This is a genomic window from uncultured Ruminococcus sp., assembly GCA_902785355.1.
Taxonomy (GTDB): Bacteria; Bacillota; Clostridia; order Oscillospirales; family Acutalibacteraceae; genus Ruminococcoides.
In genome coordinates, this window is sequence record CACZYF010000007.1 from 23,120 (window position 1) to 45,706 (window position 22,587).

24 protein-coding genes and 1 pseudogene are annotated in these 22,587 nt (G+C 52.8%); 10 read left to right on the forward strand and 15 right to left on the reverse strand.

All coding sequences use genetic code 11. The features are described 5' to 3' along the window. Nucleotides 1-25: 25 nt before the first annotated feature. Genes R2I50_RS02480 through R2I50_RS02490 form a run of 3 tightly spaced genes read right to left on the reverse strand, consistent with a single transcriptional unit; the run spans nt 26 to nt 3,434 of the window. Nucleotides 26-241: a hypothetical protein gene (locus tag R2I50_RS02480; RefSeq protein WP_316607517.1), complete on the reverse strand. Its 216-nt coding sequence runs from the start codon at nt 239-241 to the stop codon at nt 26-28. Nucleotides 242-297: 56 nt separating this feature from the next. Next, on the reverse strand, nt 298-2,598 hold the full coding sequence (locus R2I50_RS02485; RefSeq protein ID WP_316607518.1) for a hypothetical protein: 2,301 nt from the start codon (nt 2,596-2,598) through the stop codon (nt 298-300). Nucleotides 2,599-2,627: 29 nt separating this feature from the next. Beyond that, nucleotides 2,628-3,434, reverse strand: a complete 807-nt coding sequence (locus tag R2I50_RS02490; protein WP_316607519.1) for a DNA-3-methyladenine glycosylase — start codon at nt 3,432-3,434, stop codon at nt 2,628-2,630. Between the two features lie 117 nt (nt 3,435-3,551). On the opposite strand from R2I50_RS02490, the gene R2I50_RS02495 reads away from it, so the two are divergent. Beyond that, nucleotides 3,552-4,253: a DUF6062 family protein gene (locus R2I50_RS02495; protein ID WP_316607520.1), complete on the forward strand. Its 702-nt coding sequence runs from the start codon at nt 3,552-3,554 to the stop codon at nt 4,251-4,253. A 59-nt stretch (nt 4,254-4,312) separates the two neighbouring features. Here R2I50_RS02495 and R2I50_RS02500 read toward each other — a convergent pair whose 3' ends face one another. After that, nucleotides 4,313-4,777, reverse strand: a complete 465-nt coding sequence (locus R2I50_RS02500; protein WP_316607522.1) for a DUF4358 domain-containing protein — start codon at nt 4,775-4,777, stop codon at nt 4,313-4,315. 226 nt (nt 4,778-5,003) lie between these two features. Further along, on the reverse strand, nt 5,004-5,870 hold the full coding sequence (fba, locus tag R2I50_RS02505) for a class II fructose-1,6-bisphosphate aldolase (protein WP_316607524.1): 867 nt from the start codon (nt 5,868-5,870) through the stop codon (nt 5,004-5,006). A 223-nt stretch (nt 5,871-6,093) separates the two neighbouring features. Between fba and R2I50_RS02510 the strand changes: the two genes are divergently transcribed. The 5 genes from R2I50_RS02510 to R2I50_RS02530 all read left to right on the forward strand — a co-directional run bounded on the left by R2I50_RS02510 (nt 6,094) and on the right by R2I50_RS02530 (nt 10,866). Next, nucleotides 6,094-6,435 (forward strand): phenylpyruvate tautomerase MIF-related protein, encoded by a 342-nt coding sequence (locus R2I50_RS02510; RefSeq protein ID WP_316607525.1) that lies wholly within the window; start codon nt 6,094-6,096, stop codon nt 6,433-6,435. A gap of 12 nt (nt 6,436-6,447) precedes the next feature. After that, entirely contained in the window at nt 6,448-7,491 is a 1,044-nt protein-coding gene (locus tag R2I50_RS02515) for a D-alanine--D-alanine ligase (protein WP_316607526.1), read from the forward strand. Between the two features lie 151 nt (nt 7,492-7,642). After that, nucleotides 7,643-8,977 carry a UDP-N-acetylmuramoyl-tripeptide--D-alanyl-D-alanine ligase gene (gene murF, locus R2I50_RS02520; RefSeq protein ID WP_316607527.1) on the forward strand — a complete coding sequence of 445 codons (1,335 nt, stop codon included), beginning with the start codon at nt 7,643-7,645 and terminating at the stop codon, nt 8,975-8,977. A 9-nt stretch (nt 8,978-8,986) separates the two neighbouring features. Beyond that, nucleotides 8,987-9,748: an exodeoxyribonuclease III gene (locus R2I50_RS02525; protein ID WP_316607528.1), complete on the forward strand. Its 762-nt coding sequence runs from the start codon at nt 8,987-8,989 to the stop codon at nt 9,746-9,748. A gap of 140 nt (nt 9,749-9,888) precedes the next feature. Next, the gene (locus R2I50_RS02530; protein WP_316607529.1) at nt 9,889-10,866 is read left to right on the forward strand and encodes a helix-turn-helix transcriptional regulator; all 978 of its coding nucleotides are present in this window, start codon (nt 9,889-9,891) and stop codon (nt 10,864-10,866) included. A gap of 485 nt (nt 10,867-11,351) precedes the next feature. Here the strand turns inward: R2I50_RS02530 and R2I50_RS02535 are convergent, their stop codons facing one another. Next, on the reverse strand, nt 11,352-11,555 hold the full coding sequence (locus R2I50_RS02535) for a hypothetical protein (RefSeq protein WP_316607530.1): 204 nt from the start codon (nt 11,553-11,555) through the stop codon (nt 11,352-11,354). A gap of 115 nt (nt 11,556-11,670) precedes the next feature. On the opposite strand from R2I50_RS02535, the gene R2I50_RS02540 reads away from it, so the two are divergent. Next, nucleotides 11,671-11,853, forward strand: a complete 183-nt coding sequence (locus R2I50_RS02540) for a ribbon-helix-helix domain-containing protein (protein ID WP_316607531.1) — start codon at nt 11,671-11,673, stop codon at nt 11,851-11,853. A gap of 107 nt (nt 11,854-11,960) precedes the next feature. Here R2I50_RS02540 and R2I50_RS02545 read toward each other — a convergent pair whose 3' ends face one another. From R2I50_RS02545 to R2I50_RS02560, 4 genes are all read right to left on the reverse strand, one after another. Beyond that, complete coding sequence (locus R2I50_RS02545) at nt 11,961-13,073, reverse strand: ABC transporter ATP-binding protein (protein ID WP_201428243.1); 1,113 nt, start codon at nt 13,071-13,073, stop codon at nt 11,961-11,963. Nucleotides 13,074-13,417: 344 nt separating this feature from the next. Continuing rightward, entirely contained in the window at nt 13,418-14,140 is a 723-nt protein-coding gene (locus R2I50_RS02550; protein WP_316607533.1) for a pseudouridine synthase, read from the reverse strand. Further along, nucleotides 14,137-14,577, reverse strand: a complete 441-nt coding sequence (locus tag R2I50_RS02555) for a DUF4830 domain-containing protein (protein WP_316607534.1) — start codon at nt 14,575-14,577, stop codon at nt 14,137-14,139. The genes R2I50_RS02550 and R2I50_RS02555 overlap by 4 nt, the downstream gene beginning before the upstream one ends. A gap of 37 nt (nt 14,578-14,614) precedes the next feature. Beyond that, nucleotides 14,615-15,286: an HAD hydrolase-like protein gene (locus tag R2I50_RS02560; protein ID WP_316607535.1), complete on the reverse strand. Its 672-nt coding sequence runs from the start codon at nt 15,284-15,286 to the stop codon at nt 14,615-14,617. Nucleotides 15,287-15,472: 186 nt separating this feature from the next. Between R2I50_RS02560 and ychF the strand changes: the two genes are divergently transcribed. Next, nucleotides 15,473-16,567 (forward strand): redox-regulated ATPase YchF, encoded by a 1,095-nt coding sequence (gene ychF / locus R2I50_RS02565; RefSeq protein WP_201428247.1) that lies wholly within the window; start codon nt 15,473-15,475, stop codon nt 16,565-16,567. A gap of 50 nt (nt 16,568-16,617) precedes the next feature. On the opposite strand, the gene R2I50_RS02570 is transcribed toward ychF, so the two are convergent. Then, entirely contained in the window at nt 16,618-17,046 is a 429-nt protein-coding gene (locus tag R2I50_RS02570; protein ID WP_316607536.1) for an RrF2 family transcriptional regulator, read from the reverse strand. A 139-nt stretch (nt 17,047-17,185) separates the two neighbouring features. On the opposite strand from R2I50_RS02570, the gene mnmA reads away from it, so the two are divergent. After that, complete coding sequence (mnmA, locus tag R2I50_RS02575) at nt 17,186-18,232, forward strand: tRNA 2-thiouridine(34) synthase MnmA (RefSeq protein WP_316607538.1); 1,047 nt, start codon at nt 17,186-17,188, stop codon at nt 18,230-18,232. Between the two features lie 54 nt (nt 18,233-18,286). Here the strand turns inward: mnmA and R2I50_RS02580 are convergent, their stop codons facing one another. Next, nucleotides 18,287-19,477 (reverse strand): DUF1015 domain-containing protein, encoded by a 1,191-nt coding sequence (locus tag R2I50_RS02580; RefSeq protein WP_316607539.1) that lies wholly within the window; start codon nt 19,475-19,477, stop codon nt 18,287-18,289. Nucleotides 19,478-19,598: 121 nt separating this feature from the next. On the opposite strand from R2I50_RS02580, the gene R2I50_RS02585 reads away from it, so the two are divergent. After that, the gene (locus R2I50_RS02585) at nt 19,599-20,318 is read left to right on the forward strand and encodes an HAD family hydrolase (protein WP_316607540.1); all 720 of its coding nucleotides are present in this window, start codon (nt 19,599-19,601) and stop codon (nt 20,316-20,318) included. Between the two features lie 44 nt (nt 20,319-20,362). Here the strand turns inward: R2I50_RS02585 and R2I50_RS02590 are convergent, their stop codons facing one another. The 3 genes and pseudogenes from R2I50_RS02590 to R2I50_RS02600 form a co-directional block, all read right to left on the reverse strand. Then, on the reverse strand, nt 20,363-20,755 hold the full coding sequence (locus R2I50_RS02590) for a DUF2752 domain-containing protein (RefSeq protein WP_316607541.1): 393 nt from the start codon (nt 20,753-20,755) through the stop codon (nt 20,363-20,365). Continuing rightward, a pseudogene (locus R2I50_RS02595) lies at nt 20,755-21,192 on the reverse strand (DUF4234 domain-containing protein). Before R2I50_RS02595 ends, R2I50_RS02590 begins: the two are co-directional and overlap by 1 nt. Nucleotides 21,193-21,279: 87 nt before the next feature. Next, nucleotides 21,280-22,560, reverse strand: coding sequence for a peptidoglycan DD-metalloendopeptidase family protein (locus tag R2I50_RS02600; RefSeq protein WP_316607542.1), 1,281 nt, complete (start codon nt 22,558-22,560; stop codon nt 21,280-21,282). Nucleotides 22,561-22,587 lie beyond the last annotated feature (27 nt).

Genomic DNA, 22,587 nt, shown 5'->3' on the forward strand with positions numbered 1-22,587 from the left:
GGAAGCGCTTTTTCATATCTTTAGGTCAATCTTCATCCCTCGGAGCTTTGACAAAGTGATGCACGAGGAACAGCATGATGATACCGCCGATCAGGTTGCCGATCCATACCCACTTCTGATCCAGCTGCATGCCGGTGGTGTTGGTGTACCAGAGCTCGGCGCCCATCACCAGCCCCAGCATCGCCAGCGTGACGATGAGGGAGATCAGCCACTCTTTCCAGTTGAATTTCTTCTTTTTCATATATAACACCTTCCGTCAGCGTTATAGTATAGCATAAGCTTTCGTGATTTGCAACATCAGGTATTGAACATGGAGAACATTCTGCCGAAGCTCTCGAAAGCCGCTTCGCTGCCGCCGACATAGTTGCCGGGGTAGTAGTAGGCGTAGACGAGGCAGATATTGACGAAGAGAGAAGCAAACATCGAGATCAGGAGGATATGCTCGTAGATACGCTTTGCATCCTTGCCGCGCAGGTTACGGTAGAACAGGAACATCACGAACAGCGCGCAGGTCAGCATCTCCCACGCAAAGTCCATCATGTAGCGTACGCCGTAGCCGGACTCCCAGATCGAGGCGATGATGATGAACGGCGCGATGATCGCCACAGCGCAGAACAGGATCGCAGCAGTCTTACGTTTGCTTTTATCGACGTATTTCAGCGCGAAGGGTGAAGCAAAGAGGAAGAACATCGGCAGCGCACGGTACAGCAGACCGCAGCCGTTGTCTGTTGCGACGAAGTAGTAGCCGTTGACGCCGAGCTTCGACAGCGTGGTGGTGACGTAGGGGAATTCCCCTTGGAACGACGGCGGAGCGAGCAGATAATCGAAGAAGCCGATCGCCGCGAGCTGCGGGTGGAACTCGGTATGGGTGAAGTCGTTGATCGTCAGCGAGTACGCGATACCGAAATCGGTGAATGAGCCGAACCGTGCGTGATTATAGAGCATCTGGGCGCCGCCGATGATCGCGAACGGCAGCAGGGCGCACAGCAGATAGGTGATATAGGCTTTTTTCTCGCTCTTAGTCTTCTTGAGTTTGAGTACGCCGACGATGATGAAGATCACCGCCACGACGCACCAGATCGCCGTGGTCGGACGGCAGGTCACGGCGATCGCGAGGAACAGCGACGACAGCGCCGCTCTCAGCGGGCTGATTGCTTCCTTGTCGTCACCGATCACATTGGACGCGACGAGGAAGTAAGCGCCCAGTACCGTGAAGCAGAAGCCCGAGCTCTGGGCGATCTCGTAGAAGTTCGCCATCACCGTGCAGTACCACACGCCGCATGCCGCGTAAACCATGATGAGTGCCGCTGTGTACATCGACAGCGGGATATCCTTGAAGAATTTCTTCATCAGCTTGAAGAAGGTCATCCCGAGGAAGATCAGCGCGATCGTGTTGAAGATCAGCACGCTGACCAGCGAGGGGAAGTAGTGCCCGGTGATTAGGTGATAGGGGAGATACAGCAGAATCACTGGCCCGATGCCGTAGTAGGAGTAGTATTTGCCGTTATAGAGGACGTGATCCCACTTCGCGTCGATATTCTGCTCGGTACGCGCCGACCAGTCATAAGGATTCTCCATGTTCAGCAGCGCGTCGTTGGGCGTATCTTTCAGTTCTACGTGTCCCGATTCAAACGCGTCGACCAGTTCCTGAGTGATCTGGTTGCCGCTGTTCATGTTAAAATCGCTTTTCAGGTTGATATTGACGGAGGACAGCACCATCGAGATCAGCACGACTGCGATGATCAATACGGCTGTGATCGCCTTGGTATTGTACAGCTGACTGCCGATGGGAGTACGGAATTTTACGCTTCTCTTGAAGAGATAGACAAACATCACGCCCAGCGTGATCAGAAGGAACCTTAAGATGGAGAAGTGCGTCGGATAGTCCTCGTTGAAGCTGACGGAGCGCAGGGTGACGGTGTTCTTATCGAGACCCGAGAGGTTGATCTTCAGCTTGCTGACCTTGCCCGAGAAGTCACAGACGATGTATTTGGTCGCCTCGATCTTGTTGAATACCGAGCCTTGAACCAGACCCTGACGCATGTAGTACGAGGCGTTGGTCTCGTCCGCAAAATCGATGCTGTAGTCGGTCTTGTAGGCGGAGCCTTCGACGTCGAGCTTGATGACGCCGATCTTCTGACCGAGAGCGGGGAATTCGATGGTAGCGGAATCGCCGTTGCTGACATATCCGCTGCCCGAGGGAGTCATCCCGGTGATCGTCGCCGTATTCAGATCAGGGGCGTTCTTCTCATAGCCGCCCTTCCAGAGGTGGTAGCTGTTGAGGTTGAAGCAGACCGCTTCGATCAGCAGAACGACCAGCATCGCCTTCGCCATGTAGCCGACGAGCGCTTTTACGCCGTCTTTCTTACAACGAGCGGTAAGCAGCTCGGACAGTGCGAAGCTGATGATCGTTACGACCGCGACCCCTACGCCCAGCTCGCGCAGGTAGGGCGCGGCGATCCCCGCGATCAGCGAGAATACGACCGTGGCGCCGCAGGATGCGTAGCGCACGATCTTCGTGAACCTCCGTTCCTTGATGATACTCGCGACCGCAAATACCAACAGCGACAGAAGTGCTAAGATAAAGATGAATTTCATATGATCCTCCTAAGATGATATGATAGGTATTACAAAAACAATTCGGGATGCATGCGCGCGTAATGAAAGATGTATTGCTGGGCGATCCCCGCGTATTCGCCGAACGCCGAGATCTCGGTATCGGGGAACAGCGCCGCCATGGCGCGTTTCATCCATACATCCATCGGGAATCCGTCCAGACGATGAAGTCCGTACAGCAGAACGCAGTCGGCGACCTTTATACCCACGCCCGTGATCTGCGTCAGCGCTTCACGAGCCTCGTTATAGGGCAGTTGTCGGATCGCCTCGAGGTCGATCGTTCCGTCCGCGACCTTCTGTGCCGCGTCGATGATGTAGCGGTGACGAAAGCCTGCGCGGATAGGGGAGAGGTCGTCGGGCGTGAGCGCCGCCAGCCGTTCGGCAGTCGGAAAAGCGTACCGACCGTCGGAGATCTGCTCGCCGAAGCTCTCGCACAGTCGTTGCACGATCCCCGTGATGCGCTTGATGTTATTGTTCTGTGAGATGATGAAGCTGATCAGCGCTTCAAACGGCTCCTGACGCAGGATGCGTATGCCGGGCGCATAAGCGGCGGCGTCGGAAAGCACCGGATGGATCGCCGATAGCTCCCGCTTGATCGCGCTGTAGTCAAGGTCGAGATCGAAGTAATCCCGCCACATGGCGCGGTCATCCTCATTGGCGCCGTCGAGGATCAGTCTGTCGCCTTCTACCCTCGCAGACGCGACCTTGCCGCGCACCACGCCGGTGAAGCTGCCGTCCTTCTGCTCACGCCAGCGGAAGCACTGACCGCAGTCCAGCGTTTCTTTCAGATCCAGATCGGTAATGTGTTCAAAAACCATATGACAAATTGTCCTGTATAAAATTCAAAATAAGTATATCATATTCATTTGCAATATGCTATAATAATTTAAAATAATTTCGCAGACAACCGCTGACGACGTTTACAGGAGGTAGCTATGAAGCCGAATATCACCACCATTCCGATCACCGATCTATTCACCGAGACCGACGGCTGTCCGATCTGCCGCATGCATCGCATGATCGAGTCCCAGTATGTGGAGTACATCACCGGCGCGGCGATGATGGCGCCCGACGTGCGTGTCCAGACCAACAAGACCGGCTTTTGTCACCGTCATTTCTCGATGATGGTCAACACGGGACCCCGCCTGTCGAACGCCCTTCTGCTCCAGACCCATATCGACGAGTTGAGGAAAAAGGTATTTCCGAAGAAGAAAACCGACGCACCCGATAAGAAGATGCTTGCAGCGATCCGTGAGAACGACGGTACCTGCTATGTCTGCGACCGTATCGAGCGTGATATCCTTCATCTTCTCGCTACCGTCTACGTCCAGTACGGCTCCGATCCCGCCTTCCGCGAGCAGTACCGTGCTCAGGACTTTATCTGCCTCGATCACTATGCGCTGGTGATGTCGAGCGTGAACAAGAAGGCGATGGATAAAAAGACCCTCGCTGATTTTTACGATGCGACCAATACGCTCTCGAAGGATTATATGGATACCCTTTATGACGATGTGACCCACTTCACCACCATGTTCGATTACCGTAACGCAGGCGGCGATTACAAGAACAGCAAGGACGCCATCGAGCGCAGTGTGACCTTCCTGACCTCTTATCCGGTCGATGAAAGCTTGAAATAACCTTTAACAGACGCAGAAAAGGCTGACCGCCCGGTCAGCCTTTTTATGTTGGAACAGCTTTATTTCAGACCGGCTTCGCTGCGATAGATCGCCGTGATCTGCTCCGCCTTGTCGGACACGATCATCGAGACATACAGACCGTTCTGTTGAACGGAGCACTTCTCGATCATCGCTGCCTGCTCGGGGTTATAGCTCTTGTTCTGGTCGAGCTTCGCCTTGTAGCGGTTCTCGAGCTTTTCCTTGACGGTTGCGGCGCTGGCATCATCGACCGCCTTGACCAGTACGATCTCCTCCTGCTCCACGCCGGAGGAATTGACGCAACCCGCAAACTCAGCCGCCATGTCGGAGGTGATGCCGTAGTAGCGCTCCATCAGGCTGATATCGTTCAGCTCCGTTACATTCTCAAAGCCGACCTGCGCCTTGATGTCATTGTAGACATCGGTCAGCGGCTTTGCGTCAGATTTGCCGCAGGCACAGCACAGTACCATGACGACCGCCAGTAAGAGGATCAGTATTTTTTTCATATCCGTTTCCTTTCTCGATGCAATACGTGATCAGAAAAATGTGACAGGATTTTTCTTGATTCACTGTATTTCGACTGATTTCGTTCTCATATAATAACACAACAGAATTCGAAAATCCATAGTTTCAGTTGAAAAATCTGACAAAAATCCTCTATTCTGGTTGTGGAAAACGCCAAAACACAGGAGGCTCCCTTGCGGAAGCCTCCCGATGATTCGGTAATAATGATTAAGCCTTGCCGACGGAGCCGAAGATCTCCATCTTCTCCTTGACCTTCGCCTTGATTGCCTCGGTACCGGGAGCGAGCAGCTTTCTGGGGTCGAAGCCCTTGCCCTGCTTGTCCTTGCCCGCCTCGATGTAGGCGCGGGTAGCCTCGGCGAACACGAGCTGACATTCAGTGTTGACGTTGATCTTGCTGACGCCCAGCGAGATCGCCTTCTTGATCATGTCGTCCGGGATACCGGTGCCGCCGTGCAGAACGAGGGGCATGTCGCCGGTCTTCGCCTGGATCGCGTCGAGGGTCTCGAAGGAGAGACCCGGCCAGTTCTCGGGATATACGCCGTGGATGTTGCCGATGCCGGCAGCCAGCATGGTAACGCCCAGATCAGCGATCATCTTGCACTCTTCGGGATCAGCGCACTCGCCCATACCGACAACGCCGTCTTCCTCGCCGCCGATGGAGCCGACCTCTGCCTCGATGGACAGACCCAGATCGTTACAGATACCGACCAGCTCCTTGGTCTTAGCGATGTTCTCTTCGATCGGATAGTGAGAGCCGTCAAACATGATGGACGAGAAGCCCGCCTCAATGCACTTCTTAGCGCCTTCGTAGGAGCCGTGATCCAGATGCAGAGCGACCGGAACGGTGATACCGAGCTCTTCGATCATCGCGGTAACCATACCGACGACGGTCTTGTAGCCGCACATGTACTTGCCTGCGCCCTCGGATACGCCGAGGATGACGGGGGACTTGAGTTCCTCAGCGGTCAGCAGGATCGCCTTGGTCCACTCGAGGTTGTTGATGTTGAACTGACCGACAGCATAATGGCCGGCCTTTGCTTTGGTGAGCATTTCTTTCGCGTTTACTAACGGCATAATAATTCCTCCTTAATGGATGTTTAAATGAATAGCCTTCATCATATTATATTATATCATTGTTTTGTGCAATTAGCAATACGCAAAAAGAAATATTTGCTAAATATATGGCATATTGCGAAATAATAATTGAACTGTAGCGGGTTGATTCTCTATGCTGTTTGGATTATAATATATAGAATAGGGCAAAGCCGGACTTTGCCGATGTAAAGGAGGATTCACTATGCCTTTTATCAATGCTAAATTTTCCGCTCCCGTTTCCGCTGAGAAGGAGAAGGAGCTCAAATCCGCCCTCGGCGAGGCGATCACCCTGCTCGGTAAGTCCGAGCGTTACCTGATGGTTGAGATCGAGGACAACCGCCGTTTGTACTTCGGCGGCGATAACAGCGCTCCGATCGCATTCTTTGACGTAAGCCTGCTCCACTCCGCTCCCCGTGCAAGCTACGAGAAGCTGACCGCTCGGCTCTGTGAGATCGCCAAGGATACGATGGATGTAGACGGCTCCAATGTTTATGTCAAGTTTGAAGAAACCGAGAACTGGGGCTACGACAGCTTCATGTTTTAGGAGGTAATATAAATGAGAATTGCAGTATTGGCAGGAGGACTTTCCTCCGAGCGTGACGTGTCGATCCTGTCCGGCTCCAAGATCGCGCAGGCTCTGCGTACCAAGGGACATCAGGTCGCGCTGATCGACATCTATATGGGCTATGAAGCGGATGACTTCGACGCCGATAGGCTTTTTGAAGAGAATTATGATTTTACCACGAATGCCGCGATCGCCGAGGAAGCGCCGGATATTGAAAAAGTGAAGAAAAGCCGTAAAAATCAATCGAATGATTATTTCGGCGACCATGTGATCGAGCTGTGTAAGGCGGCGGATATCACCTTCCTCGGACTTCACGGCGGCGAGGGAGAGGACGGCTCCGTGCAGGCTGCTTTAAAGCTCTACGGTATCAAATATACCGGCTCAGACAGCCTCGGTGCGGCGATCGCGATGCACAAGGGCGTGACCAAGGGTATTTTCCTCAATTCAAACGTCCCCACCCCGAAGAGCAAGCTGTATAAGCGTGAGTTCATGGGCGAGGGCTATCTCGACAGCTGGACGTCATTCCCCTGCGTTGTCAAGCCCTGTTCCGCGGGTTCCTCTGTCGGCGTACAGATCGTCGCTGACCGCGAGCAGTTCGTCGCCGCAGTCGGCGCTTCGTTCCGATATGACGACGATGTGTTGGTCGAAGAGTATATCAAGGGACGCGAGTTCTCCGTCGGTATCCTCGGCGGCAAGGCGCTTCCTGTTATCGAGATTATCCCCAAGTCGGGATGGTATGATTACGCCAATAAGTACCAGGAGGGCGCGACCGAAGAGATCTGCCCTGCCGAGCTTGATGAGAAGATCGCCGAGAAGATGCAGCGCGAGGCGGAGCACGCCTTTGAGATGCTGCGCCTCAAGGTCTACGGCAGAGTCGACTTTCTGCTCGATTCACACAACCGCTTCTACTGCCTGGAGGCGAATACCCTGCCCGGCATGACGCCGATGTCCCTGCTTCCGCAGGAGGCAGCCGCCGCAGGTATCGCTTATCCCGAACTGTGTGAGAAGATCATCGAACTGTCTTTAGAAAAGTAATATTTGGATAGCGGTTAACGGATAACGGTTAACGGCGGCGGGAAACGCTTTACTCTATGGCACTGTATCATTGCCCGAGCGCAGCGAGAAACCTTCACCGTTCACCATTCACCATTCACCATTCACCGTTCTCCGATTTCCGGAGGAAATCATGAAACCCATTACCTTACGCGAGGTCGCGGCAGCCTGTAACGGTACGCTGCACGGCGACCCTGAGATACAGATCACCTCGATCGTGACCGACAGCCGACAGGCGAAAGCAGGCTCGCTGTTCGCCGCGATCCGCGGTGCGCGCGCCGACGGTCACCGTTTCATCCCGATGACGGTGGAGCAGGGCGCGGCATGTGCGCTGTGCGAAGAAGCACCCGAGGTCGATGCCCCTTATATTCTTGTCGAATCGACGCTTGTAGCCTTGAAGGGCATCGCTGCGTACTACCGCTCGCTGTTCACGATCCCGTTTATCGGCATCACCGGCAGCGTCGGCAAGACCTCGACCAAGGAGTTTATCAGCACCGTTTTGTCGCAGAAGTACAAGGTACATAAAACGAGCGGCAATTTCAATAACGAGCTCGGCGTTCCGATCACCCTGTTCGGTCTGGAGGAAGACCACGAGGTCGCCGTCATCGAGATGGGGATCTCCGGTTTCGGAGAGATGACCCGTCTGAGCAAGATGGTGCGTCCTGATATCTCCGTCATTACGAACATCGGTTATTGTCATCTGGAGAACCTCGGCGACCGTGACGGCGTGCTGAAGGCTAAGACCGAGATGTTCACCTACCTTAAGGAGAACGGCACGATCATCCTCTGCCATGATGATGATAAGCTTGCGACCGTCACGGAGTATAAGGGTATATATCCGATCTTTTACGGTACGGGGGATGAACCCTTCCGTGCCGAGAATATTGTCGAAAAAGGCTTTGAAGGTATCGACTGTACCTTGATCCACGACGATATGCGGATCAACGTCACGATTCCGACTATGGGACGTCACAACGTCCTCAACGCATTGTGTGCAATGGCGGTCGGCGTTCAGCTCGGACTGACTGCTGATGAGATTCGCCGCGGTCTCGAGAGCTTCCGCAACGTCGGCGCACGAAACAGGATCATCAGGACGGAAAAGCTGACTGTCATCGACGACAGCTACAACGCCAACCCTACCTCGACCAAGGCGAGCCTGAATACCCTGTCAAAGCTCAGCGGACGCCGCGTCGCGATACTGGGCGATATGAAGGAGCTGGGCGTTGACGAGCTGAGCCTGCATCACGGAGTCGGCGCACACGCGAAGAAGGCCGGTATCGACCTGCTGATCGCTGTCGGTCCGCTTTCTAAGGCGACTGCCGAGGGCTACGGTGACGGCGCATACTATTTTGCTGACGTCGAGAGCTGTATCGCCGCGGTAAACGACCTTTTACAGCCGGGTGATACCGTACTGGTCAAAGCCAGTCACAGCATGCAGTTCGAGAAGATCGTAGAAGCGCTCAAATAGGAGATCACGATGAAATTCATATCATGGAACGTCAACGGTCTGCGCGCCGTTGTAAATAAAGGCTTTGCGGAGATTTTTACCGATTTAGACGCTGATTTCTTCTGCTTGCAGGAAACTAAATTGCAGGAGGGTCAGATCGATCTTTCCTTCGACGGCTACGAGAGCTACTGGAACTACGCGGAGAAGAAGGGCTATTCCGGTACCGCGATCTTTACGAAACATACCCCGCTGTCCGTCAGCTACGGCATCGGTATCGAGGAGCACGATCATGAAGGACGTGTGATCACGCTGGAGTACGAGGACTTCTACCTCGTCACCGTCTATACCCCTAACAGCCAGAATGAGCTTAAAAGGCTCGATTACCGTATGCGCTGGGAGGATGACTTCCTCGCCTATATCCGTACGCTTGATGAGAAGAAGCCGGTCATCTACTGCGGCGATCTCAACGTCGCCCATCAGGAGATCGATCTGAAGAATCCCAAGTCCAACCGAAAGAACGCGGGCTTCACGGATGAAGAGCGTGAGAAGATGACCGTGGTCCTCAGCTCGGGCTTCACCGACAGCTGGCGCAGCCTCAATCCCGACGTCGAGGGCGTCTACTCGTGGTGGAGCTATCGCTTCAACGCCCGCAAGAACAACGCGGGATGGCGTATCGACTATTTCATCGTATCCGACCGGATCGCCGACAGGATCGAGGACGCAAAGATCCACACCGATATCCTCGGCTCCGATCACTGTCCCGTCGAGCTGGATATCTCGTTTGATAAATAATCGAAAGAGCGCCGACCGGCGCTCTTTTCTGCATTTTATCTGCAATTCTCAGTTTTTGAGAGTGATTTCAATGCTTACGACGTTTACTTTTCAGCCTGTTTTTTGTATCATGATGGCAAGCAATCGAAAAGGAGAACATCATGAATATCTTGTGTGAAAACATCCGTGCCCTGCGGCGGGAGCGCGGTATGACCCAGAAAGAACTTGCCGAACAACTGAACATTTCCGACAAGACGGTCTCCCGCTGGGAGAGCGGCGTACAGCTGCCCGAGGCGTCGCTGCTGCCTATGCTGGCTCAGATACTCGGCGTCAGTATCGACAGCCTGTACGGGCTCGAAACGCCTGAAAAAGAGGATGAAACACCGTTGACCTCAAAAAAGGAGGAAGCCAAAAACCTTCTTCACTTTAAAATATGGATGATCGTGGGTATGCTGACTTCCTTGATGGGCTCGCTGATCTATCGCTATTTCGATGACGCTGTTTTTATGGCGCCGAATCTGGTTGACGCGGAGTATTATCAGACGACAAAGGGCGCGACAGCCGACTTGCTTTCTTTCGTCGGGATTATCGCCGTTTTCGTCGGTATCTGTATGGTGATCATCGCAAAGGTGCGTTACACGATGCAGAACCGCCCACACATGAACGATCCCGCCTTCGCGACAGACGCGCGTTATACCGGCGCGGCGATCCTGGTTTGCGTGGTGATCTTTTTGAAGACCGCTCCCGAGATGCTGTCCCTCGGCTTCTTTATGCCGCGTACCGTTTACGGCGATGTGTTTGTCGCCCTGCTGACCGGTGTGCTGCTCTGGTATCGTCACCAACTGACAAAGCGCGGCTTCATCACGAGTAAGAAGGTCATGATCGTCGCCTTGGTGATCGGGATCATCGGGCTCGTCCTGTCGATCACGGCTGTCGTCATGCGCGAGACTATGACGGTCGCCACGGCATTTTCTACCGAAATTGCGGATTCCGCTTCGTCGGGCGCCTCATTTTCAAGCATGGCATCCGGCGTCGCTTATGCCGGAACCATCATCGCGGTCGCCGATTGGATCATTCTCGCTGCACCCGTCATTCTATATATCGAGCAGCTGATCAAGCTGAGAAAAGTACAATCATAATCAAAAAAGGACGACAAAAAGCCCGCTGCACACGCAGCGGGCTAAATTTGTAATTATTTATATTTATCATTATAAACTTGTTCGGCAGCTCTTTTTAGGCATGAAATGCAATATAAAGCATCTTCATCAATGTATTTACCACATTCTGCACACTTGTTTGAGTGCAAAGTGCAGCAGTTTGTATCACCACTGGAGGCAATATAGTTATTACATCCTAAATGAGCGCATTTTGTAGTGGGTGTACCGTATGCGTTCGTAAAAGAACTGTTGCTTTTTGAGGTAGACTTTTTATAATTTGATGAATATGATTTGTCTGATGAATATGAGCTTGACTTTGAACTATCATTGTTAGTTGAATATGATGGATTATATGATGTATTTGTTGTGGAACTCTTACTTGAACACGATGATAAACAGAAAACGATCGAAAAAATGATTGACGACAAAAGAATCAGTGTAATAGCTTTTTTCATAATAGAACCTCATTAATACTCATGATTAAAACCACATTTTCCACAGTAATAAAACTGTTTTTTCTTGCCCAAAGCCCCTCCGACAAGTCCTATCGGACCTAACAGTACTGCGCCAACGGCTGCTTTTCCAACACTGAAACCCTTGTTGCTTTTATCCACTAATTTCCACGATTCGCGATTGCCGCAGATAGGACATTGCATGGGTGCTTTTCCCATTAGTTAGTCACCTCTTTATTGTTCTATAATATATATTCAATATATGATATCTAATATTGAATATATATTATTATATCTAAATCGGATACAATAGTCAATAAGGAGGATGATTTTTATGGGCAAATTTATAGCAAAAAAGCCGGAAAAAGAAGTCATCTCTATGCGGATCCCTCTTGAAGTGTTAAAAGTAGTTGATGAAAAAGCCAATGCAACAGGAATCAGTAGAAATGAATTAATTAACCAAATGATTATATACGCTTTATCTAATATGGAAGAACCGAATAAAATGACTGATTAAGTACAATTACCTTTGTGGCATTAATGCTACAAAGGTGGTTTTAAAGGATAGACGACAAAAAGCCCGCTGCGTGTGCAGCGGGCTGAATTTGTATAATCAACCGATCATCAGTTGGTGATGGTCATTTCGGTGTCCTTATCAAAGATATGGATCTTGTCGAGATCGAACGCGATGTCGATGACGTCGCCGGGCTTCGCGGTGGAGGTGGGCTCTACGCGAGCGGTGACCTGAGTGCCGCCGATGTTGACGTACAGATAGATCTCAGCGCCCATCAGCTCGGTAACAACGACCTCAGCCTTGATGATGTTGTCGGTGTTCTTCTCGAGGAACTCGGGCTCGTCATGAACGTGCTCGGGACGGATACCGAAGCGGACTTCCTTACCGACATACGGATCGAGAACGCCGTTCGCGCCCTTCTTCTCGGGCAGGGTGATGGTGTACTCGTCGAACTTCAGCGCATACTTGCCGCCTTCCTTGACCAGAACAGCGTCGAGGAAGTTCATCTGCGGGGAGCCGATGAAGCCTGCTACGAACTCGTTGCAGGGGAGGTCATACAGATGCTGAGGAGTATCGACCTGCTGGATGAAGCCGTCCTTCATAACGACGATACGGGTACCCATGGTCATAGCCTCGGTCTGGTCATGTGTTACATAGATGAAGGTGGTGCCGAGCTTCTGATACAGCTTGGAGATCTCGGTTCTCATGTTAGCGCGGAGCTTAGCGTCCAGGTTGGAGAGCGGCTCGTCAAGCAGGAAGACCTTAGGATCACGGACGATCGCACGACCCAGCGCGACACGCTGTCTCTGACCGCCGGAGAGAGCCTTCGGCTTTCTGTCCAGATACTGCTCGATGCCCAGGATACGGGCAGCCTCGCCTACGCGGCGCTTGATCTCTTCCTTCGGCATCTTGCGGAGCTTGAGGCCGAATGCCATGTTATCATATACGGTCATATGGGGATACAGAGCGTAGTTCTGGAAAACCATCGCGATATCTCTGTCCTTAGGAGCAACGTCGTTACACAGCTGATCGCCGATGTACAGCTCGCCCTTAGAGATGTCTTCAAGACCCGCGACCATACGCAGGGTGGTGGATTTACCGCAGCCGGAAGGACCTACGAGAATGATAAATTCCTTATCCTCGATCTCAAGGTTAAAGTCGGTAACTGCAGTTACGCCGCCGTCATAGATTTTGTAGATGTGTCTCAGTGATACATTAGCCATTAGAAAACCTCCAATATTATCCTAATCTGCACGCCTAAAAGTGCAGCAAAAACTAACAAAGACTCGCTTTACGCACTTATGATAAGTGTACACCAATAATATAGCACAAAACCGTTTTCACTTCTACTTATTTTTTCACTAAATATTGGAGCGTGAATTTAGGCATTATTCCGATATGTCAAAAAACACACCCTTGTAATTGTGCGATTTTTACAAGGAAAATGCGGATATATCAGCATCGATGCATGTTTTTTGTCTGTTTTGATAATGCCTCTCGTCAAATAGTACGAAACAGCACTTCCATGTTAATCATAATTTCCAATAAACGGCATAAAGACGGCCTTTTACACCTTGTTTTCGGGTGTGAGAAAGACTGTCTGAGCCTCATTTTCCGTCATTTCGCGGGTATGACCGGCGGTAAGCGATCTGTCGAGCGCCAATGCGCCGATCTGTATGCGTTCCAGAGCCGTGACACGATAGCCCAGTGCGGCAAACATCCGCTTGACCTGATGGTATTTTCCCTCCGAGATCGCGACCTCTACGCGGTTATGATCCAGAATACTGGCTTGTCCGCTCTTACAGACCGTACCGTCGCCGAGGACGATTCCCGCCTCAAAGCGCGTAGGAATCTCTTCTCCCGGTATTTTGTCGAGTGTTGCGATATAGCGCTTGGTAACGTGCTTCTTCGGCGACAGCATACGGTGAGCGTAGTCGCCGTCATTCGTCAGGATCAATAGTCCCGTGGTGTCCTTGTCAAGCCTTCCTGCGGGAAAGAGCCCGTCCCGCCTGTATTCGGCGGGCAGAATGTCGAGAACGGTGCGCTCGAGCTTATCCTCAGTCGCGCTGACCACACCCTGCGGCTTGTTCATCATGTAATAGACGTATTGTTTGTAAGAGAGCGCCTTGCCGTCAAGGGTGACAGTATCGGCGTCGGGATCCGCCTTGACGTCGGGTGAACGCACGATCTCACCGTTCAGCGTAACGCGCTTCTCCCTGATCGCCCTTTGCGCCTCCTTGCGGCTCAGCGTCGTCTGCGAGGCAATGTATTTATCCAGTCGTTCTTTCATAAGATGCCTTCCATGTTGCCGCCGTCCGCGTCGCAGATATGGACGGCGATGATGTGATCGTCACTGACTATGACCGTGATATAGCGCCGGTCTGCTTCATAGATCAGCTCTGTCGCCGGCTTGCCCTTGTAGGGTACGAGGTCAAGTCCCTGTTTTTTTTGCAGCGCCTGATATCGCTCGTAGATCTCGTTCCAGTGTAGGGGGACTTTGATGTCGTGTCGTGAAATACATGTTGCAGCGGGATACCCGCATATCGAGAGAAACGCCGCGATATCCTCATCGTCCACCGCTCTCAGCGAATACGGCTTTCCGTTAATGTCAACGCTGTCGGGAGCGCCTGCCCGCAGCATGAGGAAGCATACCGCGACAAATACCACTGCGCAGATAAGCGAAAAAATCGTCAGCTTGTTACTGCTGATCTTGACCGAGCGAAACATACCATCACCGGTACAGTATATGCTTACTGCCGGCGAATCATGAATCGAATCCGTTGTTTGAAGTCAATAAGCTCAGGAGCTTCTGAGGGCTGTCCGCAAAGCCGATCGCGCCGCAGGCTTCCATGCTTTCGCGCGTTCCGTAGCCATAGCTGACACCGATGAAATCTACTTTTGCAAGCTCTGCGCCGTGTGCGTCAAAGTGTGTATCGCCGATCATGACGGCGTTTGCTTTATTCGTACAGCCGAGTGCTTCGAGCGCGTAGGGGATGATGTCCGCCTTCGCGCGGCGACTGCCGTCGATCGTTGAACCGCATACCGCGTCGAGGTACGGACTCAGCCCAAGAACGTCCGCAACGCCTTCGGCGACCGGCTCATTCTTCGAGGTACACAGCGCGAGGCGTTTCCCTTGTTTTCTAAGTGCGGAGAGCATATCGAAAACGCCGTCGAATACGCGGTTGCTCTTCTGACCGACCTCGTCATAGTAATCGCGGTAGATGTCCATCGACTTCGGGATCAGCTCTTCGGGAACGGCGCACATCCCGCGCATCGTATCCTCCAGCGGAGGTCCGACGTACTTTGTATAATCGCTCAGATCGGGACAGGGGAGTCCGAGCGCCTCCATCGCGTGGGCGATCGATACCCTTACGCCCTCTGCGCTTTCAATGAGCGTACCGTCTAAATCAAAAAGAATAAAACCGTATTTTTTCATAAACCTCACCGTTTGAGATTATCTATTCCGCAATCATCAATTGCGATCATCTCAACCTTTATCATTGTATTGATGATTCTGCCGTTTGTCAATATCGGTCGATTGACTTTTCTATCGTATGATGGTAAAATACTACTGAATAATGGGTAATTATGGGTTATCCTCAGCAAAGGAGATTGAAGATATATGAAATTAGGAATCGTGGGGCTGCCGAATGTCGGCAAGTCCACCTTATTTAACGCAATCACCAACGCGGGCGCTCAGTCTGCAAACTACCCTTTCTGTACCATCGAGCCGAACGTCGGCGTGGTCGCGGTACCGGACAAGCGGCTGGATAAGCTTGCCGAGATGTACCACCCCGATAAATATACCCCCGCTACCATCGAGTTTGTCGATATCGCGGGATTGGTCAAGGGCGCGTCCAAAGGTGAGGGTCTGGGCAACAAGTTCCTCAGCAACATCCGCGAGTGTGACGCGATCGTTCATGTCGTGCGCTGCTTTGAGAACGATGATATCATCCACGTCGAGGGCTCGGTCGATCCTATCCGTGATATCGAGACCATCGACCTTGAGCTGATCCTCAGCGACGTCGAGATGGTCCAGCGCCGTATCGACAAGGCGCAGAAGATGGTCAAGGGCGATAAGAAATTCCAGACTCAGGTCGATTTCTTCAAGCGTGTGCTCGATACCCTCAACGAGGGAAAGCCCGCCAGAGCGGTCGAGTGCGACGACGATGAGCGTGCGCTGCTTGCAGAGGTCGCCTTGCTGACCAATAAGCCCGTTATCTTCGCCGCCAACATGAGCGAGGATGATTTTTCGAACGGTATCGAGTCCAACGAACGCCTTGCCCGCGTTCGTGAGATCGCCGCGGAGCAGCACGCGGGTGTTCTGCCCATCTGTGCCGAGATGGAGGCGCAGATCGTAGAGCTGGATAAGGAAGAGAAGGAGATGTTCCTCAGCGATCTGGGGCTCGAGCAGAGCGGTCTGGATCGCCTGATCAACGAGTGCTATACCCTGCTGGGCTTGATCTCCTATCTCACCGCGGGTAAGCCCGAGGTGCGTGCCTGGACGATCAAGAAGGGCACTAAGGCGCCTCAGGCGGCGGGTAAGATCCATACGGATTTCGAACGCGGCTTCATCCGCGCCGAGGTCATCGCCTTCGACGACCTGATCGCCTGCGGCTCGATGACCGCCGCGAAGGAGAAGGGTCTGGTTCGTTCCGAGGGTAAGGAGTACGTCATGAAGGATGGCGACGTAGTCCTCTTCCGCTTCAATGTTTAAGATCGATAGAAAAGAAACAGGAGCCTTGCCGATGCAGGGCTCCTGTGTTGTTATATTATGTAATTATCCGCACCGTTCTCGTTCGTGAGCGAGGCGATGGTGATATTGTCAAAGTAGCGGTTAGTCAGATCATAAAAGCCGCGCCACATCCCGAGCGTGCGACATTCCGCGGCGCGTTCGCACGGCTCCGCGTCGGGGCTCAGACAGGCCACGGGAGCCAGATCGCCCTCCGTCAGACGTAGGATCTCGCCCACGGTGTAGTCCTCCGGCGCGCGGGTCAGCTTGTAGCCGCCGCCCTTGCCGTGAACGCCTTCGATCAGCTTTGCCTTGGTGAGAGTCGGTAGGATCCGCTCCAGATATTTCAGTGAAATCTCTTGTCGTGCGGCGACATCCTTCATCGGGATATATGTGCCGTTGTTGTGTTCGGAAAGGTCGATCAGCACGCGCAGAGCGTATCTTCCTCGGGTAGATATCATCATTTTACTCACCTGTTTCTATGAATATGAGGTTTGAGGCTATTATACCACATACCCGGTAGGTAAATCAAGAGGAAAATGACTTTACAGTCAGTATTTTATCATATATAATGAAAAGAGAAAGATTATGCGGGAGGTAAGTATGAGGGCTTTGATCGCAATGAGCGGCGGAGTAGATTCGTCGGTAGCGGCACTGTTGATGGCTGAGCATGATCGTATCGGCTGTACGATGCGGCTTTTTGATAAGGGAAACACCGACGACAGTCGTACCTGCTGTTCTCTTGATGATGTTGAGGATGCACGCGCGGTATGCTTCCGCCTGGGGATCCCGTTCTATGTGTTTAATTTTACCGAGGATTTTGAGAGGAAAATCATCGGAAAGTTTATTGATTGTTATCGTCGCGGCATTACGCCGAACCCCTGCATCGACTGCAATCGATATATGAAGTTTGATAAGCTCCTCGCCCGTGCCCGCGAGCTGAAGTGTGATTGGGTTGTCACCGGTCACTATGCGCGTATTGAGCAGAATGACGGTAAATATGTGTTAAAAAAAGCCCTCGATCCGTCAAAGGATCAGAGCTATGTGCTCTATAGCCTTACTCAGGAGCAGCTCGCCCATATCCGCTTCCCCTTAGGCGGGCTTTCAAAGAGCGAGGTGCGCCGTATTGCGGAGGAAAACGGCTTTGTAAATGCGTCAAAGCCCGACAGCCAGGATATTTGCTTTGTCCCGGACGGCAATTATGCGGGCTTTATCGAGAGTCGCTGCGGCAAAATGACGAGCGGTGATTTCATCACGTCCGACGGTACGATACTCGGACGGCACAAGGGAATCTCGCATTACACGATCGGTCAGCGCAAGCACCTCGGTATCAGTGTAGGCAAGCCGATCTATGTCGTCGGTATCCGCGCGGAGGATAATACCGTTGTACTCGGCGATGAAGAGGAGCTTTTCGACACGACGGCGCGGGTGGAGGACTTCAACTGGATCTCGGGAGAAGCCCCCGAAGGCGCTGTGCGCTGTCTTGCCAAGACCCGTTACCGCCAGCAGGAGCAGCCTGCGACGGCGTACCCGAATCCCGACGGGAGCGTGACGGTGATTTTTGACGCGCCTGTCCGTGCGATCACCCCCGGTCAGGCGTGTGTGCTGTACGACGGCGATACCGTCCTAGGCGGCGGGGTAATCGTATAATACAAAACAAACAACGGCACAGGAGCGATGCTTCCGTGCCGTTTTCGCGTTTAATTATTTGATCTTCCTCGCCTCGATGTAGTAGCGCTTGTCGTGTGCGTGACCCATGGAGAAGGTCTTGCGGGGCAGACTGCCGTCCGCGGTGATAGCGGGGAAGAGCTCATCCTTTTGCATGCCGTCAAAGATGAAGCCTAAGGTGCCGTCCTGCTTGCACAGGTTCTCGACGACCTCTTCACCGTGGATATAGTCGATGCGTACCTCGGGATGCTCCTGCATATACAGGTCGATGTAGCTTTGCAGTGTGCCGACAGGCAGCTTCGCGGTCGCCTTGACCTCGAGCTTGCCGTCAACCTCGGGGTTGATGAAGCGGAAGGTCTGTTTTCTCATGCCGCCCTTTGCGTCGGTATAAGCAGAGAATTTCTCAATGAAGTCCTCCGAGTCAACGTTGAACAGCACGCGGTAGATCGGCTCGAACTCGATGCTCTCGTCGTGGATGTTGACCACCTCGACCAGTGCGTAGCGGGCAAGCGGATTCTGTGAAAGATTGTAACATTCCTTCGCGGTAGCAAGGCTGTGGTTACCGTCGCCGACAGCGAACAGGAGCTTATCGTCCTTATCGGCGATCAGCGCCTCGAGCGCGTCCTGAACGCGGGCGATCGCATCATCGCTGAGGAAGTAGCCGTCGATATGACCGCCGTTCTGCATCAGGTCGAAGTTATACGCTTCTTCAAAGCTGCCTTTCTCGTCAGTAAGCGGCTCGATGACGGTGCGATCGGGATCGTCGATCAGGAGCAGGATGTGCGGCAGCTCCAGCGGCGCGTCCCGGCGGATCTGTACGCGGGGAGGGATACGCTCCAGCACGGTCGCCTCGGTCGCGCGGATAGCGGAGGTCGCGCCCTTGCGGTAGTCGTAGTCCTCGAGATCGATCAGACCGACTACGCCGCGGCGGATGGCGTTGTTCGACTCGCGCTCAACATAGATCATGCTGTTCTCGTGCAGGTCAAAGACGTCGCCGTCCAGATAGCGCTGCATCTCGGCATTGATCGCGTTCACACGTTCACTGTTGTCGTCGCTCAGATAGATCTCCGGCAGAATCAGGTGCAGAGTTGAGGGCTTATCGCCGACCTTCTCTTCGACTGCGTGCCAGTACTCGGGCTCGCTGGTGTACTGGTCGCATGCGACGACCGCCCAGTTCTCGAAGTCTTTCTTCGGCAGCAGGATGTCAGCAGGGTTAAAATGTTTCATCATATCACTCCCATTTGAGATTTCTCTCATTTTATGGACACAGAATACCACGAAACGGCGGGATTGACAATAACTATTGCGAAATTTCGTATATTATGCTAAACTATAAATCGGTGATGGAATGAAACAGTACAAATTGATTATGTGCGACCTCGATAATACTCTCTTGCCGATCTACACGCAGGAACGGTTTGCCGAGATGTGGCTCAGAGATATGTCAAAGAAGTTCGCTCAACGAGGCTTGGAGCTGAAGCCTGCGCTGGACGGCGTGAGCCGCGGGATCCGAGCAATGATCTTTAACGAGAGCGGAAAAAAGAATATCGATGTTTTCTATGAGGTGGTAAAGGAGGTCAGCGGCTATACCGAAGCGCAGATCGCCCCGATCCTCTACGATTACTACACCACGACCTTTGAGAATGTGTATGATCTGACTCTGCCGAATCCCTATGCGGTACGGATCGCCGAGCTGATGCGCATGAAGGCGCAGTATGCCGTTATCGCGACGATGCCTGTATTCACGATGGAGGCGGTCGAAGCGCGTATGGCATGGGTCGGCTTGAACCCCGAGATGTTCGATTATATTACCACTGCCGTCACCAGCTCCTACAGCAAGCCGAATCCACTCTATTTTCAGGAGATACTAGACCGCTTCCGCGTCAAGCCCGACGAGGCGCTGATGATCGGTAACGACGTCCGCGAGGATATGCAGCCATGTAAGGCGCTGGGGATCGATACTTTCCTTGTTACCAATCACATAATTACCCATGACCTGCCCTTCGACGAGTTCCGCCGCGGCGGGTATGCCGATCTTGTAGCATTTTTGGAATCTCTTTCGGAATAAGATTGTATAGCAAAAAGCCCTCTCTGTTTTGAACAGGGAGGGTTTTACGGTATCAGAATATCGAAGTGCCAGATATTACGCACGATTCCGAAGATCACGAGCAGTCCGATCATGGTACACAGCACGATGTTTTCAAAGCGGGTGTATTCTGTTTCACCGTAGCGGATATAGCGATAGGTATGGATGAGCCAGATCGTTATGCCGATCGGAAGCAGGCAGAATACCGCGCAGTTGGAGGAGAATGCCGATCCGATCTCACCATGAAGCAAATGGACGCACATTCTGCTGACGCCGCAGCCGGGACAATACAGCCCCAGAAAACGGTAGATCGGACAGAACAGCGACAGCCCGGTCAGCTCATGTAGAATGAAATAGGCGAAGCCCGCGGCTAAGAGAATAGCTGCGGGCTTGATTGCTTTGATTGCTCTCTCGCGCATTACTTCGTTTCATCCTGAGAAGGATTGATTTGAACAGTTTCCTGATTAACGGGCTGTGCATAGGTTTGCTGAGGAGCGGCGTTGCCGACGGGTACATTGGCGAGATTGTTCAGCTCATCCTGCATCAATGCATAAGCAACGATACCCAGGCCGAAGATAACCAGTACCAAATAGATGATGCTGCGATCTGATTTTGCCATACCGCGCATTTCGTTTGCTCTGTTGAGCTTTTCTCCCTGCTTGTATGCCCAGTAGATGCCATAGATACCGCAGGTCACAATAGTGAGTAGGATAACGATACCGCCCGAGGTGGGATTGGGTTCATTCGATACGGTGTTGGTATCGTCATTCAGTCAGTATAGCCAGACAAGACCGTAAATACCGCAGGTCACGATAGTGAGGATGATGCATACCGCAAGGTTTCTCTGTTGGATCATGATTCTTCTCCTTTCTGACAGCAGACGCCGCCAGGTAAAATATTATGAAAAGCTGCGCCTTGCTTTTAAGGCGCAGTTTCCTCTTAATTAGTAAAGGTTCATGGGGTTGCTCTTTACACCGCCGATACGCAGCTCAAAGTGCAGGTGAGGACCGGTCGACCAGCCTGTAGAACCGACGTAGCCGATCAGCTCACCGTTTGATACGTGCTGTCCGGTCGAGACAGCGGTACTGATCATATGGCCGTAGATCGTCTCGTAGCCGTTGTCATGTAGGATCCAGATGTAGTTACCGTAACCGCCGCCGCAGCTGCACCAGTTGCTGCCGTAGCTGGAGTGGGTGCATCCGCTGTAGGAGGAGATAACGGTACCGGAGTTCGCCGCATAGATCGGTGTACCGGCAGGAGCGCCGATATCGACCGCGTTATGGGTCTCATAGGAGCGACCCTCGCCGAAGGTCGAGGTCAGGTAGTGACAGCCGGGAGTCGGCCATGTCCAGCCGCCGCCGGAGTCGATCTGGGTTGGGGCACCGGGGTCGGAGTAAGTGTTGTCGCTGCCGCCGGAGCTGCTGCCCGAGTCATCCGAGCTTGTGCTGCCGGAGCTTGAGCTGCTGTTGTTGGCAGCCGCCTGCTGAGCGGCAAGCGCTTCACGCTGCTTGCGGTAGTATTCCTGGATCTCCGCGCTCAGACCGCTGAGCTCTTCCTCGCTGAGGTTGAGGTTCATCTGAGCGTCGCTCGCTTCACTCTGTAAGCCCGCGAGGATCTCCTTGTTCTCTTCAAGCAGGGTGTTCAGTTCGCTCTTGTGTTCTTCAAGAGAAGCCTGCTCCTTTTCCTGAGCCGCCTTATCGTCCTCGAGCGCCTTCTTCTCGGCGGAGATCGCGTCAAGCTGCTTCTGCACTTCTTTGATCAGCGCTTCGTCATGATTGCTGACATATTCGACCAGCTGGAGCTTGTCGAGGAAGTCAGAAAAGTCCTTCGCGCCCAGGATGATCTCGAGGGAGCTGACGTCGCCGGAGATATAGATGGTTTTGATACGCTGACGCAGAACGTTCATGTTCTCTTCGATCTCTTTGTTAGCAGCGTCGATCTGCTTCTGCTTTTCGGCGATATCCTTGTCGAGAAGCGAGATCTTCTTATAACAAATCTGGATCTCCTCGGTCACGGATTCGACCTGACCGACGATCGCGTCAACATTCTCCTGCTGCTCGGATACCTTGGCGTTGCTCTGGTTGAGCTGCTTCTGGTACTCCGCCTTCTGAGCCTCCAGCTCAGCCTGGCGGGATTCGAGCTCGCTGATGCTGGTCGCGGTCGCGGAGATCGCACCGGCTACCAGGATCGTTGCAGCTAGGATAAAGGCTAAAATCTTCTTCATAAAATCACTCCTTATTCAGGTTTTGCG

Bases quoted from the DNA above. Each gene is read 5' to 3' on its own strand.
- R2I50_RS02480 (WP_316607517.1), bottom strand. From the start codon at position 241: ATGAAAAAGAAGAAATTCAACTGGAAAGAGTGGCTGATCTCCCTCATC.
- R2I50_RS02525 (WP_316607528.1), top strand. From the start codon at position 8,987: ATGAAATTCATATCATGGAACGTCAACGGTCTGCGCGCCGTTGTAAAT.
- ychF (WP_201428247.1), top strand. From the start codon at position 15,473: ATGAAATTAGGAATCGTGGGGCTGCCGAATGTCGGCAAGTCCACCTTA.
- R2I50_RS02570 (WP_316607536.1), bottom strand. From the start codon at position 17,046: ATGATGATATCTACCCGAGGAAGATACGCTCTGCGCGTGCTGATCGAC.
- R2I50_RS02545 (WP_201428243.1), bottom strand. From the start codon at position 13,073: ATGGCTAATGTATCACTGAGACACATCTACAAAATCTATGACGGCGGC.
- R2I50_RS02560 (WP_316607535.1), bottom strand. From the start codon at position 15,286: ATGAAAAAATACGGTTTTATTCTTTTTGATTTAGACGGTACGCTCATT.
- mnmA (WP_316607538.1), top strand. From the start codon at position 17,186: ATGAGGGCTTTGATCGCAATGAGCGGCGGAGTAGATTCGTCGGTAGCG.
- R2I50_RS02495 (WP_316607520.1), top strand. From the start codon at position 3,552: ATGAAGCCGAATATCACCACCATTCCGATCACCGATCTATTCACCGAG.
- R2I50_RS02485 (WP_316607518.1), bottom strand. From the start codon at position 2,598: ATGAAATTCATCTTTATCTTAGCACTTCTGTCGCTGTTGGTATTTGCG.
- murF (WP_316607527.1), top strand. From the start codon at position 7,643: ATGAAACCCATTACCTTACGCGAGGTCGCGGCAGCCTGTAACGGTACG.
- R2I50_RS02540 (WP_316607531.1), top strand. From the start codon at position 11,671: ATGGGCAAATTTATAGCAAAAAAGCCGGAAAAAGAAGTCATCTCTATG.
- R2I50_RS02490 (WP_316607519.1), bottom strand. From the start codon at position 3,434: ATGGTTTTTGAACACATTACCGATCTGGATCTGAAAGAAACGCTGGAC.
- fba (WP_316607524.1), bottom strand. From the start codon at position 5,870: ATGCCGTTAGTAAACGCGAAAGAAATGCTCACCAAAGCAAAGGCCGGC.
- R2I50_RS02600 (WP_316607542.1), bottom strand. From the start codon at position 22,560: ATGAAGAAGATTTTAGCCTTTATCCTAGCTGCAACGATCCTGGTAGCC.
- R2I50_RS02535 (WP_316607530.1), bottom strand. From the start codon at position 11,555: ATGGGAAAAGCACCCATGCAATGTCCTATCTGCGGCAATCGCGAATCG.
- R2I50_RS02510 (WP_316607525.1), top strand. From the start codon at position 6,094: ATGCCTTTTATCAATGCTAAATTTTCCGCTCCCGTTTCCGCTGAGAAG.
- R2I50_RS02580 (WP_316607539.1), bottom strand. From the start codon at position 19,477: ATGAAACATTTTAACCCTGCTGACATCCTGCTGCCGAAGAAAGACTTC.
- R2I50_RS02590 (WP_316607541.1), bottom strand. From the start codon at position 20,755: ATGCGCGAGAGAGCAATCAAAGCAATCAAGCCCGCAGCTATTCTCTTA.
- R2I50_RS02550 (WP_316607533.1), bottom strand. From the start codon at position 14,140: ATGAAAGAACGACTGGATAAATACATTGCCTCGCAGACGACGCTGAGC.
- R2I50_RS02500 (WP_316607522.1), bottom strand. From the start codon at position 4,777: ATGAAAAAAATACTGATCCTCTTACTGGCGGTCGTCATGGTACTGTGC.
- R2I50_RS02530 (WP_316607529.1), top strand. From the start codon at position 9,889: ATGAATATCTTGTGTGAAAACATCCGTGCCCTGCGGCGGGAGCGCGGT.
- R2I50_RS02585 (WP_316607540.1), top strand. From the start codon at position 19,599: ATGAAACAGTACAAATTGATTATGTGCGACCTCGATAATACTCTCTTG.
- R2I50_RS02515 (WP_316607526.1), top strand. From the start codon at position 6,448: ATGAGAATTGCAGTATTGGCAGGAGGACTTTCCTCCGAGCGTGACGTG.
- R2I50_RS02555 (WP_316607534.1), bottom strand. From the start codon at position 14,577: ATGTTTCGCTCGGTCAAGATCAGCAGTAACAAGCTGACGATTTTTTCG.